At 65.8% G+C, this 20716-nt stretch carries 17 protein-coding genes; 8 read left to right on the forward strand and 9 right to left on the reverse strand.

Annotation, left to right across the window (positions count from 1 at the left end):
* The first annotated feature begins 50 nt into the window (after positions 1 to 50).
* The 3 genes from WKC72_RS40750 (at position 51) to WKC72_RS40760 (ending at position 4391) form a co-directional block, all read left to right on the forward strand.
* Positions 51 to 1253, forward strand: coding sequence for an acyl-CoA dehydrogenase family protein (locus WKC72_RS40750; protein WP_370184920.1), 1203 nt, complete (start codon positions 51 to 53; stop codon positions 1251 to 1253).
* A complete protein-coding gene (locus WKC72_RS40755) occupies positions 1250 to 2449 on the forward strand; it encodes a CaiB/BaiF CoA transferase family protein (RefSeq protein ID WP_370184922.1) in 1200 nt (399 codons plus the stop codon). The genes WKC72_RS40750 and WKC72_RS40755 overlap by 4 nt, the downstream gene beginning before the upstream one ends.
* A 112-nt stretch (positions 2450 to 2561) precedes the next feature.
* Positions 2562 to 4391: a sigma-54-dependent Fis family transcriptional regulator gene (locus WKC72_RS40760; RefSeq protein WP_370184924.1), complete on the forward strand. Its 1830-nt coding sequence runs from the start codon at positions 2562 to 2564 to the stop codon at positions 4389 to 4391.
* Between the two features lie 15 nt (positions 4392 to 4406).
* Here the strand turns inward: WKC72_RS40760 and WKC72_RS40765 are convergent, their stop codons facing one another.
* The 9 genes from WKC72_RS40765 to WKC72_RS40805 all read right to left on the reverse strand — a co-directional run bounded on the left by WKC72_RS40765 (position 4407) and on the right by WKC72_RS40805 (position 14188).
* Positions 4407 to 5438, reverse strand: coding sequence for an LLM class flavin-dependent oxidoreductase (locus tag WKC72_RS40765; RefSeq protein WP_370184926.1), 1032 nt, complete (start codon positions 5436 to 5438; stop codon positions 4407 to 4409).
* 154 nt (positions 5439 to 5592) lie between these two features.
* Positions 5593 to 6366: an SDR family oxidoreductase gene (locus WKC72_RS40770; protein WP_370181998.1), complete on the reverse strand. Its 774-nt coding sequence runs from the start codon at positions 6364 to 6366 to the stop codon at positions 5593 to 5595.
* Between the two features lie 31 nt (positions 6367 to 6397).
* The gene (locus WKC72_RS40775) at positions 6398 to 7447 is read right to left on the reverse strand and encodes a 2,3-butanediol dehydrogenase (protein WP_370181997.1); all 1050 of its coding nucleotides are present in this window, start codon (positions 7445 to 7447) and stop codon (positions 6398 to 6400) included.
* A 36-nt stretch (positions 7448 to 7483) separates the two neighbouring features.
* On the reverse strand, positions 7484 to 8854 hold the full coding sequence (locus WKC72_RS40780; protein ID WP_370184928.1) for an NAD-dependent succinate-semialdehyde dehydrogenase: 1371 nt from the start codon (positions 8852 to 8854) through the stop codon (positions 7484 to 7486).
* Between the two features lie 44 nt (positions 8855 to 8898).
* Entirely contained in the window at positions 8899 to 10533 is a 1635-nt protein-coding gene (locus WKC72_RS40785) for a flavin-containing monooxygenase (protein WP_370184930.1), read from the reverse strand.
* A 254-nt stretch (positions 10534 to 10787) separates the two neighbouring features.
* Positions 10788 to 11831: a zinc-binding dehydrogenase gene (locus WKC72_RS40790; protein WP_370184932.1), complete on the reverse strand. Its 1044-nt coding sequence runs from the start codon at positions 11829 to 11831 to the stop codon at positions 10788 to 10790.
* A 40-nt stretch (positions 11832 to 11871) separates the two neighbouring features.
* Positions 11872 to 12591, reverse strand: coding sequence for an SDR family oxidoreductase (locus WKC72_RS40795; RefSeq protein WP_370184934.1), 720 nt, complete (start codon positions 12589 to 12591; stop codon positions 11872 to 11874).
* Entirely contained in the window at positions 12588 to 13652 is a 1065-nt protein-coding gene (locus WKC72_RS40800; RefSeq protein WP_370184936.1) for a cyclase family protein, read from the reverse strand. The genes WKC72_RS40795 and WKC72_RS40800 overlap by 4 nt, the downstream gene beginning before the upstream one ends.
* 77 nt (positions 13653 to 13729) lie before the next feature.
* Entirely contained in the window at positions 13730 to 14188 is a 459-nt protein-coding gene (locus tag WKC72_RS40805; protein ID WP_268788894.1) for a VOC family protein, read from the reverse strand.
* 222 nt (positions 14189 to 14410) lie between these two features.
* Here WKC72_RS40805 and WKC72_RS40810 point away from each other — a divergent pair, with 222 nt between their 5' ends.
* The 5 genes from WKC72_RS40810 to WKC72_RS40830 all read left to right on the forward strand — a co-directional run bounded on the left by WKC72_RS40810 (position 14411) and on the right by WKC72_RS40830 (position 20528).
* Entirely contained in the window at positions 14411 to 15337 is a 927-nt protein-coding gene (locus tag WKC72_RS40810) for a LysR substrate-binding domain-containing protein (RefSeq protein WP_370184938.1), read from the forward strand.
* 89 nt (positions 15338 to 15426) lie between these two features.
* The gene (locus tag WKC72_RS40815) at positions 15427 to 16872 is read left to right on the forward strand and encodes an Nramp family divalent metal transporter (RefSeq protein WP_370184940.1); all 1446 of its coding nucleotides are present in this window, start codon (positions 15427 to 15429) and stop codon (positions 16870 to 16872) included.
* Positions 16869 to 17771, forward strand: coding sequence for an NAD(P)-dependent oxidoreductase (locus tag WKC72_RS40820; RefSeq protein WP_370184942.1), 903 nt, complete (start codon positions 16869 to 16871; stop codon positions 17769 to 17771). Before WKC72_RS40815 ends, WKC72_RS40820 begins: the two co-directional genes overlap by 4 nt.
* Before the next feature lie 115 nt (positions 17772 to 17886).
* Positions 17887 to 18990: a mandelate racemase/muconate lactonizing enzyme family protein gene (locus tag WKC72_RS40825; RefSeq protein WP_370184944.1), complete on the forward strand. Its 1104-nt coding sequence runs from the start codon at positions 17887 to 17889 to the stop codon at positions 18988 to 18990.
* A gap of 170 nt (positions 18991 to 19160) precedes the next feature.
* Positions 19161 to 20528, forward strand: a complete 1368-nt coding sequence (locus WKC72_RS40830; protein WP_370184946.1) for an MFS transporter — start codon at positions 19161 to 19163, stop codon at positions 20526 to 20528.
* Positions 20529 to 20716: the final 188 nt, after the last annotated feature.

Here is a 20716-nt window from a genome sequence, read left to right on the forward strand (position 1 = left end):
TGCCGCGCGAACTGACGATCAATTCGCATTTCGATTTTCAGGAGACAACCGTGACCGCCACCGCGACCCGTGATCCGAACACCGAGTTGGACGACGACGATTTCCGCGACATCGTGGCCCACACCCGGACTTTCGTGCGCAACGTCGTTGTTCCGCGTGAGCAGGAGATCGACGAGACGGACGCGATCCCGGCGGAGATCCGGGCGGCGGCCAAGGACATGGGCCTGTTCGGGTTCGCCATTCCCCAGCAGTGGGGTGGTCTCGGCATGAATTTGGTGCAGGACGTCGAGCTGGCGATGGAGTTGGGGTACACCACCCTCGCGCTGCGGTCGATGTTCGGGACCAACAACGGCATCGCCGGTCAGGTACTGGTCAATTACGGGACCGAGGAGCAGAAGACGACCTGGCTCGAGGGTATTGCGTCAGGTGAGGTCGTCGCCTCGTTCGCCCTGACCGAGGCCGGCGCCGGATCCAACCCGGCCGGACTGCGCACGAAGGCGGTACGCGACGGCGACGACTGGCTGATCACTGGGGAGAAACGCTTCATCACCAACGCCCTGATCGCGAACCTGTTCGTCGTGTTCGCCCGTACCCGGCCCGCCGACGGCGACGGCCCCGGTATCGCCGTCTTCCTCGTGCCGGCCGACGCCCCCGGCGTCCAGGTGGGGAGCAAGGACCGCAAGATGGGGCACGCCGGATCGACCACGGCGACCGTGCACTTCGACGGCGTGCGGGTGCCGTCGTCGGCGCTGGTCGGTGGCAGTGAGGAGGTCGGCTACCGTGCCGCGATGACGTCGCTGGCCCGCGGCCGGGTGCACGTCGCGGCGCTGGCGGTCGGGCAGGCGCAGCGTGCGCTCGACGAGTCGGTGGCCTACGCGGCGACCGCAACCCAGGGCGGCACCGCGATCGGGGACTTCCAGCTTGTGCAGGCGATGCTCGCCGACCAGCAGACCGGGGTCATGGCCGGGCGGGCCCTGGTGCGTGAGGCCGCCCGCGCCTGGGTCGAGGGCACCGACCGGCGCATCGCCCCGTCGGTCGCGAAGCTGTACTGCACGGAAATGGTCGGCAAGGTCGCCGACCTGGCGGTGCAGGTCCACGGTGGCAGCGGGTACATGCGCGAGGTCGCGGTCGAGCGGATCTACCGGGACGTCCGGCTGCTGCGCCTGTACGAGGGCACCAGCGAGATCCAGCGCCTGATCATCGGCGGCGGCCTGGTCAAGCAGGAGCGCAAAGCGGCGGGTACGCCGAAATGAGCGAGCAGCTGCACGGTGCACTGCCCCTCGACGGGATCACGGTCGTCAGCTTCGAGCAGGCCGTCGCCGCTCCGATCGCCACCAGGCACCTGGCCGATCTGGGTGCCCGCGTGATCAAGGTCGAACGCATCGGTGAGGGCGACTTCGCCCGCAACTACGACAGCGCCGTGCACGGAATTGCCTCGCATTTCGTCTGGCTCAACCGCGGCAAGGAATCGGTGACCGTCGACCTGAAAGCGGCCGAGGGTGTCTCGGTGATCCGCAAACTCGTCGACCGGGCCGATGTCGTGGTCCAGAACCTCGCGCCCGGCGCCATGGACCGGCTCGGTCTGGGCGCGGAGGAACTGCGCCGGGATCGGCCCGAGCTGATCGTGGTCAACATGTCCGGATACGGCACCGCTGGGCCGCTGAAGGACCGCAAGGCCTACGACATGCTCGTCCAAGCCGAGACCGGGCTGTGCTCGATCACCGGCACCCCCGAGTCCGCCACGAAGACCGGTATTCCGGCCTCGGATATCGCCACCGGCATGTATGCCCTCACCGCCGTGCAGGCGGCGCTGTTCCGCCGCGAGCGGACCGGCGTCGGCGCCGTTGTGGATGTGTCGATGTTCGACGCCACCGTCGAGTGGCTCGGGCATCCGATGTACCTGCAGATGTACCAGGACACGCAGGTGCAACGGATGGGGCTGAGTCACGCCTCGATCTCCCCTTACGACGCCTACCCGACCATCGACGGCCGGATCCTCATCGGCGTGCAGAACGACCGCGGCTGGCGGGCCCTGGTCACCGAGGTGTTCGACCGCCCCGACCTCGTCGAGCACCCGAAGTTCGCGACCAACATCCTCCGGGTCCGGCACCGAGCCGAGACCGACGCGGTCGTCGCCGAACACACCCGCCGGTTCGACACCGACGAACTCGACAAAAGGCTCGCCGCCGCGGGGGTGCCCGCCGCACGGTTGAACGACATGCGCGATCTCATCGACCACCCGCAGCTGTCCGAGCGCGACCGGTGGCGCCAGATCGACACCGAAGCAGGCCAGGTCCGGGCCGTGTTGCCACCGATGACGTTCACCGACGTCGAACTGCCCATGGGACCGGTCCCCGCACTGGGACAGCACACCGACACCGTACTCACCGAACTCGGCCTCACCGACGCCACGATCGCCGCATTGCGTACCGGGGGGGCTGTCGGGTAGATGCCTCACTTCTCCTGATAAACCGTCGGTGTTTCATTTCGGAACAACCGCGCATACTTGTACTGACCAACAATGTGACGTGGAACACTGTTGCATCGGATAAGGGGAGCACATGGCTCAGCGCACCGGTGGAGGCAAATCCGGTCGTGTAGCCGGTCCACTCGATCAGGAGCGGATCCGACGAGCGAAAGAGGAGTTGCTCGCCAAAGGGTTGCTGGACTCGGGCACGCTGAACACCGGGGTCCGGGAGGTCATCGACCGTAGCTGGCGGCGTTGTATCGGTGAGGAAGTGCAGTCCGTCCAGCCGCCGTACCGGGGGAGTCTGGTCACCAATTCCGCTCTCGAGGAGGCTGCGGAGCCGGTGCTGGCGCGCTTGGCGGATCACCTGGCCGACGTGCGTGTCGCGATGTTCCTCAGTGACAGCAGCGGCAACATCCTCAGCCGCAAGGCCAGCGAACCGCGCCAGCGCTCTCGCCTCGACAGTGCGTACGCTGCAGAGGGGTTCGACTTCTCGGAGCGCACTATCGGCACCAACGGGATGGGGACTTCCCTCGCCGAGAGACGTCCGCTGGTGATCCAGGGTAACGAGCACTTCAGCGAGCGATTGGCCGCGTTCTCCTGCGCCGGGGCCCCGGTCTTCGAGCCCTTCACCGGTCGTCTGCTGGGAACGTTCTCACTCGCCGCCAACACCGAGGACGCGTCCCCTCTGATGGGGGCGATCACTGTCGACGTCGGGCGGCAAATCGAGAGCAACCTCGCCGCGACACTCGAAATGCACGATCATGCCCTGGTCCGGTCATACCTCTACGCGAATCGGAACAAGCGCGATCAGGTCATCGTGATCAACGAGCAGACCATGTTCGCCAACACCGCCGGCCTGTCCCATCTGGGTCCTGGCACGCACGCCATGCTGTGGCACTACCTGAACGACAACGCACCCACCCGGGACAAGTGCCGGATGCCGATACCACTGCAGTCCGAGTGGCACGAGGCCGAGGTGGAGATGATCGACCGTGGGTCCGGATCGAGCCCCACCTACATGATTCGAGTGCTGCCGGAACAGGACAGCGGCCTGCGACTGGACCGGGGTGAGTCCGTAACTGCGCGTCGCCGATCGCCCAAGGCGAAGCGATCACCCCGACCGCCGGTGCATCCGGTGCCCGCGGTCGACGAGCAGCTGTCCCTGGTGGCTCGGCACCGTGAATGCCTTGCACTCGACGGAGGCCCGGGCACCGGGAAGCTTCACACGGCCACTGCGTTCCTGCGCACGCACTTCGCGCAGCAGGATCCCCACGTGGTCGATGTCGCAACCCTTCTGCCGGACGAGGGGCCGCAATGGTTCGTCGCAGCGACCGCCGCCCTCGAATCGGGACGTCCGGTGATCGTGCAGCACCTGCAAGACCTCGCCCCGCTGCAGGTGAATCGGGTCAAGGCGCTCATGCGCCCGGCAGAATCGCACGTTCCGGCAGTCGTCACCGTCGAAGGCGACAGCGCCCCCGCGCACGTCAGTTCCCTGATCAGTCAGATGGCCACCACCGTCGCGTTACCCGACCTCCGAGACATGAGCGAACACATCCCCGGCCTGATCGATGCGGTCCTGTCGGAACTGGAAGGTTCTGAGCACTCGACGAAATTCTCCTCCGAAGCGCAGCAATTGCTGATTCGCTGGAGCTGGCCCGGAAACCTCGCCGAACTGCGCCGGACCGTAGAACAACTCGTCCGCCGTATGCCCGGCCGGGTGATCCAGATTGCCGACCTGCCGGCTCAGATTCAAGGGGCGCGGACGGGGCGTCGGCTGTCCATGATCGAAACCTCCGAACGCGAGACTATTCTGCGTGCGCTCCAACAGTTCTCGGGCAATCGCAGCAAGGCCGCGGAGGCATTGGGAATCGGTCGAACCACGCTGTATCGAAAGATGCAGGCTCACAACATCGAAGTGTGAGCCTGCATCCTCTCGTCACGTCAGTCGGGCGCTGAGTTTCTCGGTCACCACGGGGATGACCTTGTCGGCCAGATACTGGATGCGCGCCGATCCGGATTCGACGGACTCGCCGGGCAGTTGCGCCCAGTAGTGGAAGTCGCGGATCTGAGGATAGGTGGTCGCCAGCGACACCAGTTCGTCGACCGCCATCGAGGCGTCCATCAACCGGTAGGCGCCGGCGTCGAGGATGGACTGGGTGTCGGGGAACTGTGACGGCTGATTCGGGCCCTCGAACGATCCCCACTCGATGTATTTGTTGAGCTGGTACCGGGCGTGCTCGCCCACCTGCGACCACACCTTCTCGGGATCGTCGGCGACGATCGCCCACTGACTCGCGTAGATCCGCGCATCGGCAGCATTTCCGCCATGACGTTCGATCGCGTCCAGGTAGACCTGGCAGTGGTCGTTCGACAGGGTGATCAGGCCGTCGCCGAGCCGGGCGGCCCGATCGATGCCCGGCTCGGACTGGCCTCCGATCAACAGCCGCGGCGACACTTCCGGCAGGGGTGTCACCGGAACCCCGGGCAGCGAGAAGCGCTTGCCGTCGAAGGGTTCCCCGCTGCCGCTCCAGGCACGTCGGATCACGGCGATGGCATCTTCGAGTAGGCTCGGGCGTTGCTTGACCGTGCGCCCGAAGGCGGCGAATTCCATTGCGCGGTAGCCCAGTCCGACGCCGAGCTCGAACCGATTGCCGGTCAGCAGCGACAACGCCGCGGCGTCCTCGGCGAGGCGCACCGGCTCGTGCAGACCCGCGACGATGATGTTGGTGCCGATCCGCATCGTCGACGTCCGTGCGCCGATCGTCGCGGCGACCGTCAGCGGGGAGGATGCGTAGTCGTCGTCGGCGAAGTGATGTTCGCTCAGCCACGCGGAGGTGAATCCGAGTTGCTCCGCCCAGACCACCTGGTCGATGGATTCGCGGTAGAGACTGCCGAGTGGCTGCCGCCACTGGGCCGGGTTTCGGAAGTCGTACCAGAGGCCGAAGGTCGGGACGTGAGATGAGGTCATGAGGGGCTCCACAACGGTGGGGAGGGGTAGGGTGCGTGCTCTCCGCTTGGGAGAAGAGCACGGGTGGTGCTGCCCCGCCCGACGACGTGAATCGTGGGGTCGGGCGGGGCAGGTCTGCTCAGGCCGCGCGGCTGGGTATTCGGGTCGTGCTGTGTCAGACGAAGAGCATGCCTCCGTCGATGAGGGCGGACTGGCCGGTCATGTAGTTCGAGTCGGGTCCGGCGAGGTAGGACACGAACCCTGCGACATCCTCACCCCGGGACACTCGCCCGAGGGTGATGCCGGCGGCCATGGCCTTCATGGACTCGCCCTCGCCGACATTGTTGATGGCGCCGAGGTCGCGGTCGACCTCCACCCACATGTTGGTGTCGACGATGCCGGGACAGTATGCGTTCACGGTGATACCGTGCTCGGCCCATTCCTGCGCGGCCGCCTGGGTGAGGGCGCGTACACCGAACTTGGACGAGCTGTAGACGCCCAGCAGGGGGAAGCCCTTGTGGCCGGCGATCGAGGACGCGCCGATGATCTTGCCGCCGGTGCCCTGCTTGATCATCTGCCGCGCCGCCTCGGTGTAGCAGAGGAAGACGCCGCGGCCGTTGACGGCGTGAACCCGGTCGTACTCCTCCGGGGTGACGTCGAGGAGCGCTTTGGTCTGCGCGATGCCCGCGTTGGCGACGAAGACGTCGAGGGAACCGAGCTGATCGGCCGTGTCGACGACCAATTGCCGGACCGAATCATGATCCGACACATCGCCGGTCAGGGCAGCCGATCGTCTACCGAGGGCTTCGATGCCCTTGCGGGTGACGTCGAGCTCGTCTTTCATCGAGGGCAGGTCCGAGACGGCGACGTCGTGGCCGTCCTGGGCGAGGCGCAGGGCGATGGCCTTCCCGATGCCGCGGGCGGCACCGGTTACATGTGCAACTGTCATTGTCATTCTCCTGTAGTGAAAGTGGGTGGGATCAGAGGGTGGGATCGACGAGCAGCTTCATCTTCTGGCCGGCGCGGAGCGCTTCGAACCCCTGCTCGATGACACCGCTGAGGGGCACGGTGTCGACCCATCCGGTCGTGTCGTAGTGGCCCCGGGCCATGAGGTCGATGACGGCCCGGTAGTCGTCGCCGGTGTAGCAGATCGTTCCCTGGATGCGACGCTCGCGCAGAACGAGGTTGATCAGCGGAGTGGGCAGTGGCTTGTCGTAGATCGCCACGCTGATCAGGGGTCGGCGTTCGCCGACGCACTCGAGCGCCGAGGTGACCGCCGGGGCGACCCCTGCGGCGTCGAATGCGGCGTCGACACCGTCACCGTTGGTGCGGTCGGCGATGAGTGCGGACACGTCCTGGCTCGTCGGGTCGAGTGTCCGCGCGCCGAGCGCCTCGATCGACGCGCGACGGGTCGGTGAGGGCTCGACCACGTCGATCTCGGTCAAACCCATGCCCCGCAGCGCGAACCAGAGACCGATGCCGATGGGGCCGGCGCCGTAGATCAGCGCACTACACTGGTCGCCCACCTCACCGAGGACGGCGGCGTGGTACGCGACGGCCATCGGTTCGACGAGTGCGCCCATCTCCAGCGGGATGCTCTCGGGGAGGGCGTGCACCTGGTTGCGGGGGACGACGGTGTACTCGGCCATGCCGCCGTCCGCCATGAGGCCGTGGAAACCCACCGACGTGCACAGGTTGTAGCGACCGGACTTGCAGGGGCGGCACTCACCGCAGCGGTAGACCGGCTCGATGGCGACGTGGTCGCCCTCGTGCACATCCGTGACACCTCTGCCGACGTCGGTGACGACACCGGAGAACTCGTGCCCGATGACGAGGGGCATGGCCTTGCCGGTGAGCGGGTGCGGGTCGGACGGCGGGATGAAGATCGGCCCGTCGTAGTACTCGTGGAGGTCGGTTCCGCAGATTCCGTTGCGGCTGACCCGCACCTTGACCTGCCCGTCTCCGGGTGTCGGCTCGGGAACGTCTTCGATCTCGAGCTTCTTGTTGCCGTAGTAGACGGCAGCGCGCATGACTACTCCTGGTGTCGCAGTGGTGGGGTCGGCCGCTCAGACGATGCGGACGAGTTTCTTGTTGGCGAACTCGTCGAGGCCGAAGCGGCCGAGTTCGCGTCCGATTCCGGAGTTCTTGACGCCACCGAACGGCAGATCCGGGGCACTTCGGATGGTGGTGTTGACACCGACCATGCCGACGTCGAGCCGGTTGGCGACGTAGTCGGCTTCGTTCTCGTCGCGGGTGAACACCGCGCTGCCGAGCCCGTACGGTGAGTCGTTGGCCAACTCGATGGCCGCGTCCACCGACTCGACCTTGTGCAACACGGCGACCGGGCCGAACAACTCCTCGTGGTACGCGCGCATCGCCGGGGTGACACCGGAGAGCACCGTGGCCGGGTAGTAGGCGCCGGGGCCGTCCGGGACCTCACCGCCGAGGTGGACGACGGCGCCCTTGGCGATCGCGTCGTCGACCAGGGCGGTCAGGTCGGCACGGGCGGCGACGGACGCCATCGGCCCGAGACGGGTGTCTTCACTCATCGGGTCCCCGGCCCGCCATTGCGCGGCCTGTTCGACGAACGCCGGGACGAACTGGTCCCACACCGAGGCCTCGATGATCATCCGCTTCGACGACGTGCAGGCCTGGCCCGCGTTCCAGAACCGGCCGGCGACCGCAGCGGAGACGGCCTTGTCCACGTCTGCGCCGGGCAGGACGATCAACGGGTCGGAACCGCCCAGCTCGAGCACGCACTTCTTGAGGTGGCGTCCGGCATGCGCGCCTACTGCGCTGCCGGCTCGTTCGGATCCGGTCAGCGACACACCCTGCAGGTGAGGGTCGGCGATCATCGTCGCGACCTGATCGGTGGTGGCGAACACGTTCTGGTAGATCGCGGCCGGTGCTCCGGCCGCGTCGATGATCTCGGCGATCCGCAGGGCCTGCTGCGGGCAGGAGCCGGCGTGCTTGATCAGAATCGTATTGCCCAACAGCAGGTTCGGCGCGACGAATCGGGCGACCTGATAGTAGGGGAAGTTCCACGGCATCACACCCAGCAGAGGCCCGATCGGCGCGGTACGCACCAGTGCCCGCCCGGCGCCGGCGATGTCGAGTTCCTCGTCGGCGAGCAGCGCCGGCCCGGCGGTGGCGTAGTAGTCGTAGATCGAGGCCGACAGCTCCACCTCCGCCTCCGCCTGTGCGATCGGCTTGCCCATCTCGAGGGTCATCAGCTTGGCCAGCTCGGTGGCGTGCTGTCGGTGTAGCTCGGCCACCTTCGCGAGCACCGCCGCCCGGTCGGGCAGATCGACCTCACGCCACAGCCGGTAGGCGTCGGCGGCTCGTACCAGCGCCTGATCGGCGTCGGCGTCCGACATCGTGGCGAACTCACGCACCACGGTGCCGGTGGTGGGGTCGACTGTTGCGTACTTCGTCATTCCTCGTCCTTCGTTGCAGATCGAATCCGGCCTCGCAGGGTGTGTCAGATCGCCGGCTCGAGGACGTCGTCATTGGTGGTGTAACTCGGGTATCCGGCCGACGATTCGGCAGCGAGGGTCGAGCGGTAATCCTTGAGTCCGCCCAGGTAGAACAGGACCGTGCGCTTCTTGCCCGGGATGTTGGCGCCGAAGATCCAACCGGCGGCCTTCGAGAACAGGGTCTGATTGGCAATGTCCGTGCAGGTCTGCGTCCATTCGGCTTCGGTGTCGGGCTTGACGTCGATCCAGCCCGCATCCGTGGCCGAGACGTGGCGGACGGCGTCGCCGATCCATTCGACCTGAGTCTCGATCGACGGGGGAAGGTTCGTGAACGGACCGTTGGGGCCGAGGATCATGAACATGTTGGGGAACCCTGCGGTGGTCATGCCGAGGTAGCTCGTCGGCCCGTCGCTCCAATGTTCCTTCAGGGTTTCACCCCCGCGGCCGCGGATGTCGACGCGCACGTAGTTTCCGTCGACGGCGTCGAATCCCGTGGCACACACGAGGACATCGAGTTCGTGGAGGGTGCCGTCCTCGGTCACGATGCCCTTCTCCGTCACCTTCGCGATCGGGTTCTCCTTGACGTTCACCAGTGTGACGTTGGGCCGGTTGAAGGTTTCGTAGTATCCCGAATCGCACAGCGGGCGACGCGCGTACAGGTCCGTGGGCGTGAGCTTGCGGGCGGTCTCCGGGTCCTTGACGATCTCGGCGATCTTGCGACGGATGAACTTTGCCGCCTCTTCGTTCGCGTCCTCGTCGGTGGCGATGTCACCGAACGTCTCGAACATGAACCGGAACCCGCCGCCCTCGTTCCACGCCTTCTCGTACACGGCTTCGCGTTCCGCTTCATCGAGGCTGAAGGTCTCGACGGTGCTCTCCACGAAACCCATGGCGGTGCTCGAGTTGTGGACCTGCTCCCAGATGGCGTCGAAGTTGTCGCGGTGATGCTGAATCTGTTCCGGGGTGAGCTCGCGGTTACCGGCGGGCACACTGTACTGCGGGGTGCGCTGGAACGACGTCAGGTGCGCAACGATCGGGGCGCTGGCAGTGATCACCTGGTTGCCGGTCGATCCGTTACCGATGACACCGACCCGCTTGCCGGTCAGGTCCAGGTCCTCAGGCCACGCGCCGGTATGCACCAGGCGGCCCTCGAACGTCTCGATGCCCGGGAAACTGGGCATATTCGTCGCGGACAGCAGACCGAGGCCGGTAACCAGGAACCGGCACCGGTACGTGACACCGCGGTCGGTCCGCACGGTCCAGCGGCCCGAGAGCTCGTCGAATTCGGCGTCGGTCATGCCGGTCTCGAGCTCGATGCGCTCACGCAGGCTGTAGCGATCCACGACGCCGTTGAGGTACTCGAGGATCTCGGGCTGGGTCACGAACTTCGTCTTCCACGGGGTCTGCTCGTACAGGTCGCGGTCGAACGAGTACTGGTAGACGAAACCCTCAGAGTCCGAGAGCGCTCCGGGATACTTGTTCCAGTACCAGGTTCCACCAACTCCACCGGCCTTGTCGATGGCGACGGCGTCGAGGCCCAACTCGTTGCGCAACTTGTACAGCATGTAGATCCCGCCGAATCCGGCTCCGACGACAAGGGCGTCGAGGTCGTGGATCTGATCGTGGGCGGCTGCATCCATGGCACATGTTCCTTCGGTCTCGCGTGGTGTGGCGTGCGCCACTTGCTTGGGACCATCATGGAAGGGAACACAGGTGCCGTAGTTGTTCCAATCTGAAACAACGGCCGAACATATGCTGCGACCTGCGCCGATACTCGAAGTGCGCGCTCGAATTTCTCGAAACGACGATGGCCCGGGACGTTGCTACGTCCTGGGCCATCAAAGTTGATGAAGTTGTCGAGCAACGTGAATGGGCGTGATCTTCGGTGCTGTGGCTAGTCGATGCCGGGGATGAGTAGTATCTTTCCGGCACTTCCGCCTTGCAGGTCCAGGGCTTCCTGGAACTTGGACAGCCCCATCCGGTGAGTGACAAGCGAGTTCAGATCGAGGCGCTCTCGCGACACCAGGGAGCCGAGGACATCCCAGGTCTCCCAGAGGGATCGGCCGAAGCTGCCTTTCAGGGTGATGCCGTGCTTGATGACGTAACGGGTGATGTCGAGGGCGAAAGGTTGTCTGGGCACCCCGATACACACGGCGGTGGCCTCGCGGCGCAACGACTGCAGAACGATGTCGAGTGCGCCGGGGGCGCCGGTGCAATCGAAACCCACATCGAACCCGTGCCGGTCGGCGGCATCGTTCAGGCACCATTCGACGGCCGCTTGATCGGACTCGAGGGCGACAGCGCCGAAGGATTCGGCGATGCCGCGACGAAAGTCATTCGGCTCGATCACGACGACCCGACTGGCCCCCGACAGGTGGGCGAGCTGAACAAGTGCCAAGCCGATCGGTCCGGCGCCGGCGATGATCACCGAGCACCCGGCGAGGGTGACCTGGCTGCGCAGCATCGCATGCACCGCAACACCGGCTGACTCGAACAGGGCACCGGTTTCAGTGGGCACGTTGTCGGGCAGTGCATAGCAGGCGTGCTCGGAGACCACCAGCCGCTCGGCGAACCCACCGTCGACGTGCAGGCCGAGCAGCGCCATGTTCAGGCAATTGTGTCCTTGACCGCTGCGGCAGTGGTAGCAGTTCCGGCACGCGATATGCGATTCGAGGGCGACGCGGTCGCCGAGCCGGAGGGTCTCGACGCCCGATCCGACCTCGATGACGGTTCCGGCGACTTCGTGGCCGAGGACCACCGGCAGCTCGAGGCCGAAGGCTTTCGCGGTGGCGCTGTAGCGGACGAGTTCGCGGTCGGTGCCGCACGGTGACGCGGCGGCGACCGCGATGCGGACCTCATTGTGCGTGACGGGGCGTTCCGGGTGGTCGGTGATGTAGTCGAAGCCTTCTGCGGGGGTGGTTTTGACGATGGCTTTCACAGCGTTCTCCCTGCGGATTGGCCACCAACGAGGAGCTCGCTCAGGCGGCGGCGATGCCTGCGGTCAGGCCGCCGCAGACGTAGAGGATCTGTCCGTTGACGAATCCGGCCCGGGCGTCGAGGAAGAACCCCGCGGTGTGGGCGATGTCGTCTGGTTGTCCGATGCGCCGAACCGGGACGGAGTCGACGATCTGCTTGGTGCGTTCGGGATCGTTCGCCTTCGTGAACAATTCGGTCGCGATCGGCCCGGGGCCGATCGCGTTCGTGGTGATTCCGAGCGGCCCGAGTTCGAGCGCCCACACCCGGGTCAGGCCGATGAGTCCGGCCTTCGATGCGGCGTAGGCGGTGCGCAGTTCCTTTCCGAGTGCCGCCCGGGAGGTCATGTTCACGATTCGCCCGAAGCCGGCGTCGGTCATCCCGGGTAGCAGGGCCTGGGTGCACTGGACGGCGCAGCGCAGGTTGAGAGCGAATGCGGCGTCCATTTCCGCGAGAGTCTGCTCGCGGAGCGGGCCGGGGAAGACAGCGCCGACATTGTTGACGAGCCGGGTGACGGGGCCGTTGGCGAGTACCTCCTCGAGTGCTGTGGCGGTGGACGCGGTATCGGCAAGGTCGGCGAGCACACTCTTGCCGATCGGCGACGGGTCGCGGTCGATGACCACGACGTCCCATCCGCGAGCCAGACCTTCCTCGGCGATGGCACGGCCGATGCCGGAGGCACCACCGGTCACGAGAAGACGTTCGGGAGAGGAAGACACGTTCATACCGTCGCAATCGGGGTCAGAGGCGACCCGGTTGCGCCGGGTAACCGAAGTGGGGGGGCAGTAAGCAGAAACCGCGAGCGTCGTTGCGCTCGTAGATGGTTCGCGAGATCGGACAGCCACCACAGCTCACCGAGGTGCACGCCGAGCCGGAACAGGCACAACTCGTGCAGCGGGAGAGCGGGGGCATCGTGAAGCTCGATGGTAGGGGGAAACGCCTCGACCGCGTAGTTGTCGGCGGCGATCGCGACGACTCCGCTGTCGCGGATCCAGTCGTGCAGGGCAGGGTCGGAACCGTCGAGGACCGCGCACACCCGGAGCGCCTCCGCGGTGGGAGTGCCCTGCTGGGCGAACACGTGCCGGGCGAAGCCGGTGTGCAGGACCAGCAGGTCGCCGGGTTCGACGACGACGGCGTCGGCCGCGAGGACGCGTGCGAGGTCCTGGTACCCGACGACCGTGCGGTCGGCGCCGAAGTGGGCCTCGAGGTCGACCAGGACGGCGCGGCCCTGCACGCCGTGCCGCGCCATGTGGCTGATGTCGACCGGACCCGCGTGTGAGGTCGACGCCAGACCGTCCTCGGCGCCGTCGAGTCGACCGAGGCTGCCGATTCCGGCACCGTGGGCTCCGTCCGGTCCCACGACGTCGACACCGGCGCGCCAGCCGTTGTAATAGACCCGCTCGGGCACACCGTGTCCGTCCGCGTCGAACAACGCACCCGCGTGACCGAAGGCATCCCACTGCGTCGAGTACTGGGTATGCAAGACCACGAGATCGTCGCTCATCACGTCGGTCGCGCCGGAATGGGCAACGGCCATGTCGCAGTTGAAATTGACCGCCCCGGCCCGCAGTGTGGGACGCACGACGGGCGGGAACCGGTTGGCGTTGAGGGCAGTGCCGCCGGGCAGATCGAGCGGCAAGGACAGGCAGAACACGAGGCCGTCACGGACCTCGGCGATGCCCTTGCGGACCTGGTCGGGTCCGAGCAGGTTCAGCCGTCCGAGCACATCCTCCGGGCCAAAGTCCCCCCAGTTCGAACCTTCGGGTCGGTTCCGCCAGCGTGTCATCCTCTACCTCTCCTGCTGCAGTCCAGATCCTGCGGTCTCCTAGTCCGGAAGCGAGCACGTGCCGGTCGGACGGTGGCTCATGACTCGTCGTCGGGCTCCATGACCTGATGGATCTCGATCATGTTTCCCGCCGGGTCGGTCAGGAAGATCTGGTACCAGCCCTCGACTGACCAGATGCCCCAATCGTCGAACGGAATGTTGTTGTTGCGCAGACGCTCCATCACGGCTTGGATATCGTCGGTGCGGAAGGCGACATGTCCGCCGATGAGGGGATTCACCGTATGGCCCTCTGTCAGAGCGAGATACGGCTGGCGGCGTGTGGCATGCAGCTGAAGCTCGTCCTTGTCGCCGGCATCGTAGAAGCGCGCGCGCGTCGCCCACTCCTCGTCACCCGAATCGCCGCTGTCCGCCGACCGAGACGTCGCAATCATCGGGGGGCTGGCGATCTCGCTGAGTCCGAGGGCGTCGGAGTAGAACTTGCCCAACTCCCCCATATCGTCCGAGGTCACGTTCACGTGGTGCAGGCGCAGATACATCGTGTTTCCTTCCTTCGTGCACGGTGCGCGACGGCTCCGTGAGTATTGGCCCCTGTGCTGGGTGTGCCTCGCCGGAACGCTCGGATGTGCTCTCACGGGAGTGACCGGTGGTGGCGAGTACCGCGCCAGGTGGCGCTACTCACATGATTACCCACCTGAACCGGCAAATCCAATACGAATCCTGTGGCAACTAATATCGTCAGAGTATTAGTGTGGCATTTCATGGACCTGCGTGACCTCGAAGCATTCATCGCGGTGGCCGAAGAGCTGCATTTCGGTCGGGCCGCGGCCCGTCTGCACATGGCGCAGCCGCCGCTGAGCAATCGCATCACCCAGCTCGAAAACGAGTTCCGGCTCAAGTTGTTCCAGCGGACGACGCGCAACGTGCGGTTGACCGACGCGGGGGAGCGGCTGCTCGGACCCGCACGGCGGGCGGTGAACCAGGCGGCGTCGGTGCGGGAGCTGGCGACCGCGATCGCGTCAGGCGAGGAAGGTCAGGTCCGGATCGGCTTCGCCGGTGCGTCGAGTCAGCGAGTGCTGCCCCTGCTCACCCGTGCGGTCCGGGCAGAGCATCCCGGGATCGATCTGGTCCTGCAGTCCCAGACGTACGTCTACCGGGCGTTCGACCTGCTCGTAGCGGGCGATCTGGATCTCGCGTTCGTCCGGATACCGGTGGCGCGTCCCGAACTCAGCTATCGGGTCGTCGAGGTGGAGGAGGTGCTCTGCGCGTTGCCGGCTGGGCACCGGCTCGCCGATCGCGACAGCGTGCGCCTCGAGGACCTGATCGACGAGGACTTCGTCAGCCTCCCCGAGGACAGCGGATCGATGCTCCGGTTGACCATGTACTCGATGTGCATGTCGTCGGGGTTCCGGCCGAAAATCACCCAGGTGGCGCCGGATTCGAGCACGGTGCTCGCCTTGGTTGCGGCGGGCGCCGGGGTGACCATCACGCTGAGCTCGGTCTGCCAGGCGCAGAGCGTCGGGATCATCTACAAGCCGATCGAGGGCACCGAGCCCAGTCACCTCTTCCCGGCTCTCGCCTGGCGAACCGACAACACCTCGCCCGCCTTGCAGCGCGTGCTCGCGGTCGGTGAAAACGCACTGCCGACACCCGATCTCGATTCATACGGTTTGGATATGAACAATTGAGAAATGAGTCTTGGACAAGATAGATCTTGAGCCGATAACTTCCCTACATGTGGCGGGCATCACGAGTCGCCGTTCGAGGGAGTTGGATCATGGTGAAACCAATGGCGGACAAGGCAACGAAGCACCCGGGGTCGGCAGGCGCGATGGACGGCGGCACGCTGCCGGCCATGCCGACGCGGGAGCTGCCCGCGGCGCCGCGATTGCGGAAGATCGTCGGCCCGGGCGTCATCATCGCGGCCGTCGGAATCGGCACCGGCGAATACCTGCTGCACCCGTTCATCACCAGCCGGGTCGGTCTGACCTTCCTGTGGGCCGCCGCGATCGGCCTGGGCCTGCAGTACTTCATCAACACCGAGGTCGCGCGCTACACCCTCGCGACCGGTGAAACGATTCTGACCGGATTCCTGCGGCTGTGGCGGGGCTGGGCCCCGCTGTTCATCGCGATGACGGTCATCCCGTTCGCCTGGCCCGCCTGGATGACCAGTTCCGCGCAGATGCTCACCTTTCCCCTGGGCGGCGGCAATGTTCGATGGATCGCGGTCGGCGGTCTCGTCCTGATCGGCGCTGTCCTGACCTTCTCACCGGTGGTGTACAAAACGGTCGAGAAGCTGGAGATGTTCAAGATCATCATGGTGCTGTTGTTCGTGGCATTCGCCGTCGTCCTGATCGGGTGGCAGCCATGGACCGAGCTTCCCCACGCCACCGTCCAGGGCATCGGCCGACTGCCCCAAGAGGTACCCGTCGGGGTACTGATGTCCGCACTGGTTTTCGCCGGCGGCGGCGGCGCCGTGAACCTCGCGGTCAGCAACTGGGCACGGGACAAGGGCTGGGGCATGGGAATACACGCCCCGCGCGTCGTCTCCCCGGTCACCGGCGAGGAAGAGGCCGGCACCGCGACCGGCTACCAGTTCGAGATCACCGACACCAGCCTGTCCCGGTGGAAGAAGTGGTGGAAGGCCGTCCGCATCGAGCAATTCGTGACGTTTTACCTCGTCACCCTGGTCTCCATCGTCGTGTTCGCGCTTCTGGCGTACAAGATCATCGGCGTGGGCGGCTACACCGGTCCCGCCGACCTCGGCTTCATCATGTTCGAGGGCACCGCCCTCGGCGAGCAATACGGTGAATGGCTGAAGATCCTGTTCTGGACCATCGGCGCCGTCTCGCTCGTGTTCGCGAACCTGGTGGTGGTCGACCTCGTCGCCCGCATCACCTCGAACATCCTCGCCACCACCTATCTGCGCGACCACACCACCTGGACCGAGGCCAAGACTTACATGGCCGCCGTCTGGGTGATGGTCGGGCTCGGCGCAGGAATCCTCGCACTCGGCCTCGATCAACCCCTGGTGCTGATCGCGATCGCGGCCCTGCTCAACGGGCTCGTAATGGTCGTGTACTGCGTGCTCATCATCCGAGTCAACGGAGCGCTCGACCACCGGATCGGCATCTCACGTCCCCGGCGAATCGTGCTCGGCGTCGCCTCCGTCGCCTACGCCGCCTTCACCGTCTACACCATCGTCACCTGGATCCAATCATGAGAGCAACGGACAACAGCATGAATGCAACCGAAAAGAACCTCCCCACAGTCACGTTCGTCGGAATCGGCGCCATCGGCCTACCGATGGCCCACCGCCTGGTCTCCCGCGGCTACGACGTCGCCGCGGTCGACCCGAATCCGGCAGCCCGCACACGAGCCGAAGCCGACGGCATGCAGTCCTTCGACGACATCGCCGCGACCCCGGTCAGCGACATTGTTCTGGTGCTGGTCGCCACCGGTCAGCAACTCCTCGACACGGTCAAGGCCGGAACCGCGAACCGGCAGGTCGATCACCAGACCTGGGTGATCTGCTCGACCGTCGGACCGCGCGCCGCGAAGGAGGCAGCGCAGATGCTGACCGAATCCGGCGCCGCGGTCATCGACGCGCCTGTCACGGGCGGTGTCCCGGGCGCCGAGAAGGGAATGCTGCGCTTCCTGACCGCCGGCGAAGCCGCGCCGGTCGAGGCACTGCGAGACCTGTTCGCCGTGCTCGGCGAGGTCGCGCTGGTCAGCGACCGTCCCGGCGACGGTCAGGCGACCAAGATCGTCAACCAGCTCTGCAGCTCGGTCCATCTGGCCGCGGCCGCCGAAGCCATCGCCCTTGCCACCCACCTCGGCCTCGATCCGGTCAAGACCGTCGGCATCATCAGCGGCGGCTCCGGTGCCTCGTGGTTCTTCGACGAGCGCGGACCCCGCATGGCCGAACTCGGCATCGTCCCCGACGTACTCACCCGGCTGGCGATCCTCGCGAAGGACAACGGACTCGTCCACGAGGAAGCCGCCGAGCACGGTGCCCAGGTCCCGCTGCTCGAAGCCGCCAGGCAGCAGTATCAGCGTGCGGCCGAGCTAGGCCTGCTCGAAGCCGACGACAGCCAGATCATCCGGACTTACCTCACCTGACGACAGCACCGAAGACCAGCCGGGCGACGAGGCCCGAACAGCAGCTCCCAAACGATTGCCGGTCCCGTCCCGACGACGGGGCCCGCCTCCCGATGCCCGAAACAGGATGAAAATCATGAAAATCACTCGAGTGCGGGCGATTCCGTTCGCCATTCCATACCGCAAACCGCTGCACTTCGCCAGTGGCCACATCGACGTCGCGGACCACGTCCTGGTCGAGGTCGTCACCGAAGACGGCATCGTCGGTATCGCCGAGGCACCCCCGCGCCCCTACACCTACGGCGAAACCCAGGCATCCATCGTCGCGGTGATCGAGACCGTCTTCGCCCCCGCCATCGTGGGGATGTCACTGCTCGGACGTGAACAGGTGCGGGAGAAACTGAACCGCACGGTCGGCAATCCCACCGCCAAGGCCGCCATCGACATGGCCATGTGGGACGCCTGGGGCAAGACCGTGGACCGGCCGCTGCACGAGCTGCTCGGCGGCTACACCGATCACCTGAACGTGAGTCACATGCTCGGCTTCGCCGACCCCGCAGTCATGGCTGACGAGGCCCTCCGCATCACCGGCGAATACGGAATCACCTCGTTCAAGATCAAGGTCGGACGGCGCCCGATCGACCTCGACATCGCCGTGTGCCGGGCGATCCGCGAGGCCGTCGGCGACGGAGCCGAACTCTATCTCGACGGCAACCGCGGCTGGACCGCGTCCGAGGCCGCGACCGCGCTGCGACGGATGGGGGAGCTCGGTCTGTCCCGGGTCGAGGAACTGTGTCCCGCCGACGACGTCCTCGGCCGCCGATGGCTGGTGCGACAGTTCCCGATTCCCTTCGTGGCGGACGAAAGCGTCCCCACCCCAGCGGATGTCACCCGCGAGATCCTCGCCGGCGCGGCAACGGCTGTGAGCATCAAGACCGCCCGCACCGGCTTCTCGGACTCGCTGCGCGTCGCACACCTCGCCGAAGGCCTCGGGGTGGAGGTCGTCATCGGCAACCAGATCGACGGCCAGATCGGAACCGCCTGCTCGCTCGCCTTCGGTGCCTCCCAACGCACGACCGCACACCACGCCGCCGAGCTGTCGAACTACCTCGACATGAGCGACGACCTGCTCACCGAACGCCTGCGCATCACCGACGGAAAGATGAGCGTGCGGCCCGGTCCGGGTCTGGGCATCGCGATCGACCCGGCCAAGCTCGAGCACTACCGCACCGACAACTGAAACGAACCGTTCCCGCTACAGGCGGTGGACGCGGCCGGAAACCCCTTCCGCGATTTCAGCAATTGCTCATCGGTGCCTGCCGCCCGCATACCCCTTACGCCATGCAGTCCTCGCGACGACCCGTTCCGGCACATTCGCCGCGCCGCCGCGACCTCGAGGAAGCCGATCCCATGACCAATCCCCTCATCACCGCCGACCCGGACATCGATATGGAAGCACGCATCTACAAGAAGATGCTCCTGCGAGTCATCCCGATCATCATGCTCGGCATGTTCATCTCGTACATCGATCGAGCGAACATCGGTGTCCTGGCCGGACCGATGTCCAAAGACCTAGGCCTCACCGCGGCAACCTTCGGTCTCGCCGCCGGGCTGTTCTACATCGGCTACTGCTTCTTCGAGATTCCCTCGAACATGGCCCTGTCCAAGTTCGGTGCGCGTGTGTGGCTCGCCCGCATCATGGTCACCTGGGGCATCGCCACGATGTTCATGGGCCTCGTCCAGAACGAGACGACGCTCTACATCGTGCGCATCATGCTCGGCATCGCGGAAGCCGGATTCTCGCCGGGCGCACTGCTGTTCCTCGCCTTCTGGTGCACACCGCGCATGCTTCCGCGGACGTACTCCATGTTGAATCTGGCCGTTCCCATCGCACTTGCCGTCGGGTCGGTGCTGACCTCGGCACTGCTGTCACTGGACGGATTGTTGGGCGTGGCGGGGTGGCGCTGGGCTTTCCTGCTCGAAGGCATACCGGCGATCGTGCTCGGAATCTACATCTTCTTCCGCCTTCCCGACGGCCCCTCGAATGCCAAGTGGCTCGACGCGTCGGAAAAGGAATACCTCGCGAAAGCAGCCGCTCAGAGTCCTGACAGCGCCGGTCACGAGATCTCACAGCTGTGGGCAGTACTGCGGCGGCCCGCAGCGTGGGTGTTCACTGTGCTGTACTTCTGTATGACGATCGGGTACTGGACGATCGCGTACTTCCTTCCCACCATCGTCCGAGACCAGTTCGACCTAGGCGCTGCCGGTGCCGGATTCGTCTCGGCAATTCCGTGGCTGTTCGCTGCGGTCGTCATGATCTTCGTCTCGAAGAACGTGTCGCGAACCGGTGAACGAACCTGGCACATGACCCTCCTGCAACTCGCAGGTGCCCTGGGATTGGCCGTTGCCGCGCTGAGCGGCAATCCCTACCTCGCGCTGGTCGGCATCAGCCTGGCGGCGGCCGGCTTCTTCGGCTCACTCCCGACATTCAATTCGATGCCCGCCCAGCTGTTCACCGGTGGACTCGCCGCCGTCGCGCTCGCAATGATCAACGGCCTCGCCAGCCTCAGCGGCCTGGTCGGCCCCTATTTCTTCGGTTTACTGAAGGACACCACCGGCTCCACGTCAACCGGACTCCTCATCATGGCGGGCTTCTTCGTCGCCGCAGCGATCCTCGCCTTCACCATGAGCCGCTGGACCGACAAGATCACCGGAGGCCTGCTGCACGTGCACATCATCGAAGACGCGGAACCGGTAGCCGTGCCCACGAAGAGTTGAAACGCACTCGGTGGCCGTGGCATACCCTCGACCACCGAGTTCCGCTCCGGGGGTGAAAGCCACGGCGCGAACCCTGTCCGCAACGATGAACAATGAACTACGCACTAAGCCACCGAAATCGCACGGAGCCTCATCTTTCGGCGAGATGCTGGTCGCCGCTGGCGCTGGTTCAGGGCATCAGGAGGCGG

The organism is Rhodococcus wratislaviensis (assembly GCF_041228765.1).
GTDB classification, from domain to species: domain Bacteria; phylum Actinomycetota; class Actinomycetes; order Mycobacteriales; family Mycobacteriaceae; genus Rhodococcus_F; species Rhodococcus_F wratislaviensis.

What these genes read in the sequence shown, in the direction of transcription:
- WKC72_RS40795 (WP_370184934.1), bottom strand. Translation starts at nt 12,591, where the DNA reads ATGAACGTGTCTTCCTCTCCCGAACGTCTTCTCGTGACCGGTGGTGCC.
- WKC72_RS40755 (WP_370184922.1), top strand. Translation starts at nt 1,250, where the DNA reads ATGAGCGAGCAGCTGCACGGTGCACTGCCCCTCGACGGGATCACGGTC.
- WKC72_RS40780 (WP_370184928.1), bottom strand. Translation starts at nt 8,854, where the DNA reads ATGACGAAGTACGCAACAGTCGACCCCACCACCGGCACCGTGGTGCGT.
- WKC72_RS40825 (WP_370184944.1), top strand. Translation starts at nt 17,887, where the DNA reads ATGAAAATCACTCGAGTGCGGGCGATTCCGTTCGCCATTCCATACCGC.
- WKC72_RS40805 (WP_268788894.1), bottom strand. Translation starts at nt 14,188, where the DNA reads ATGTATCTGCGCCTGCACCACGTGAACGTGACCTCGGACGATATGGGG.
- WKC72_RS40810 (WP_370184938.1), top strand. Translation starts at nt 14,411, where the DNA reads ATGGACCTGCGTGACCTCGAAGCATTCATCGCGGTGGCCGAAGAGCTG.
- WKC72_RS40830 (WP_370184946.1), top strand. Translation starts at nt 19,161, where the DNA reads ATGACCAATCCCCTCATCACCGCCGACCCGGACATCGATATGGAAGCA.
- WKC72_RS40815 (WP_370184940.1), top strand. Translation starts at nt 15,427, where the DNA reads ATGGTGAAACCAATGGCGGACAAGGCAACGAAGCACCCGGGGTCGGCA.
- WKC72_RS40760 (WP_370184924.1), top strand. Translation starts at nt 2,562, where the DNA reads ATGGCTCAGCGCACCGGTGGAGGCAAATCCGGTCGTGTAGCCGGTCCA.
- WKC72_RS40820 (WP_370184942.1), top strand. Translation starts at nt 16,869, where the DNA reads ATGAGAGCAACGGACAACAGCATGAATGCAACCGAAAAGAACCTCCCC.
- WKC72_RS40775 (WP_370181997.1), bottom strand. Translation starts at nt 7,447, where the DNA reads ATGCGCGCTGCCGTCTACTACGGCAACAAGAAGCTCGAGATCGAAGAC.
- WKC72_RS40785 (WP_370184930.1), bottom strand. Translation starts at nt 10,533, where the DNA reads ATGGATGCAGCCGCCCACGATCAGATCCACGACCTCGACGCCCTTGTC.
- WKC72_RS40765 (WP_370184926.1), bottom strand. Translation starts at nt 5,438, where the DNA reads ATGACCTCATCTCACGTCCCGACCTTCGGCCTCTGGTACGACTTCCGA.
- WKC72_RS40800 (WP_370184936.1), bottom strand. Translation starts at nt 13,652, where the DNA reads ATGACACGCTGGCGGAACCGACCCGAAGGTTCGAACTGGGGGGACTTT.
- WKC72_RS40770 (WP_370181998.1), bottom strand. Translation starts at nt 6,366, where the DNA reads ATGACAGTTGCACATGTAACCGGTGCCGCCCGCGGCATCGGGAAGGCC.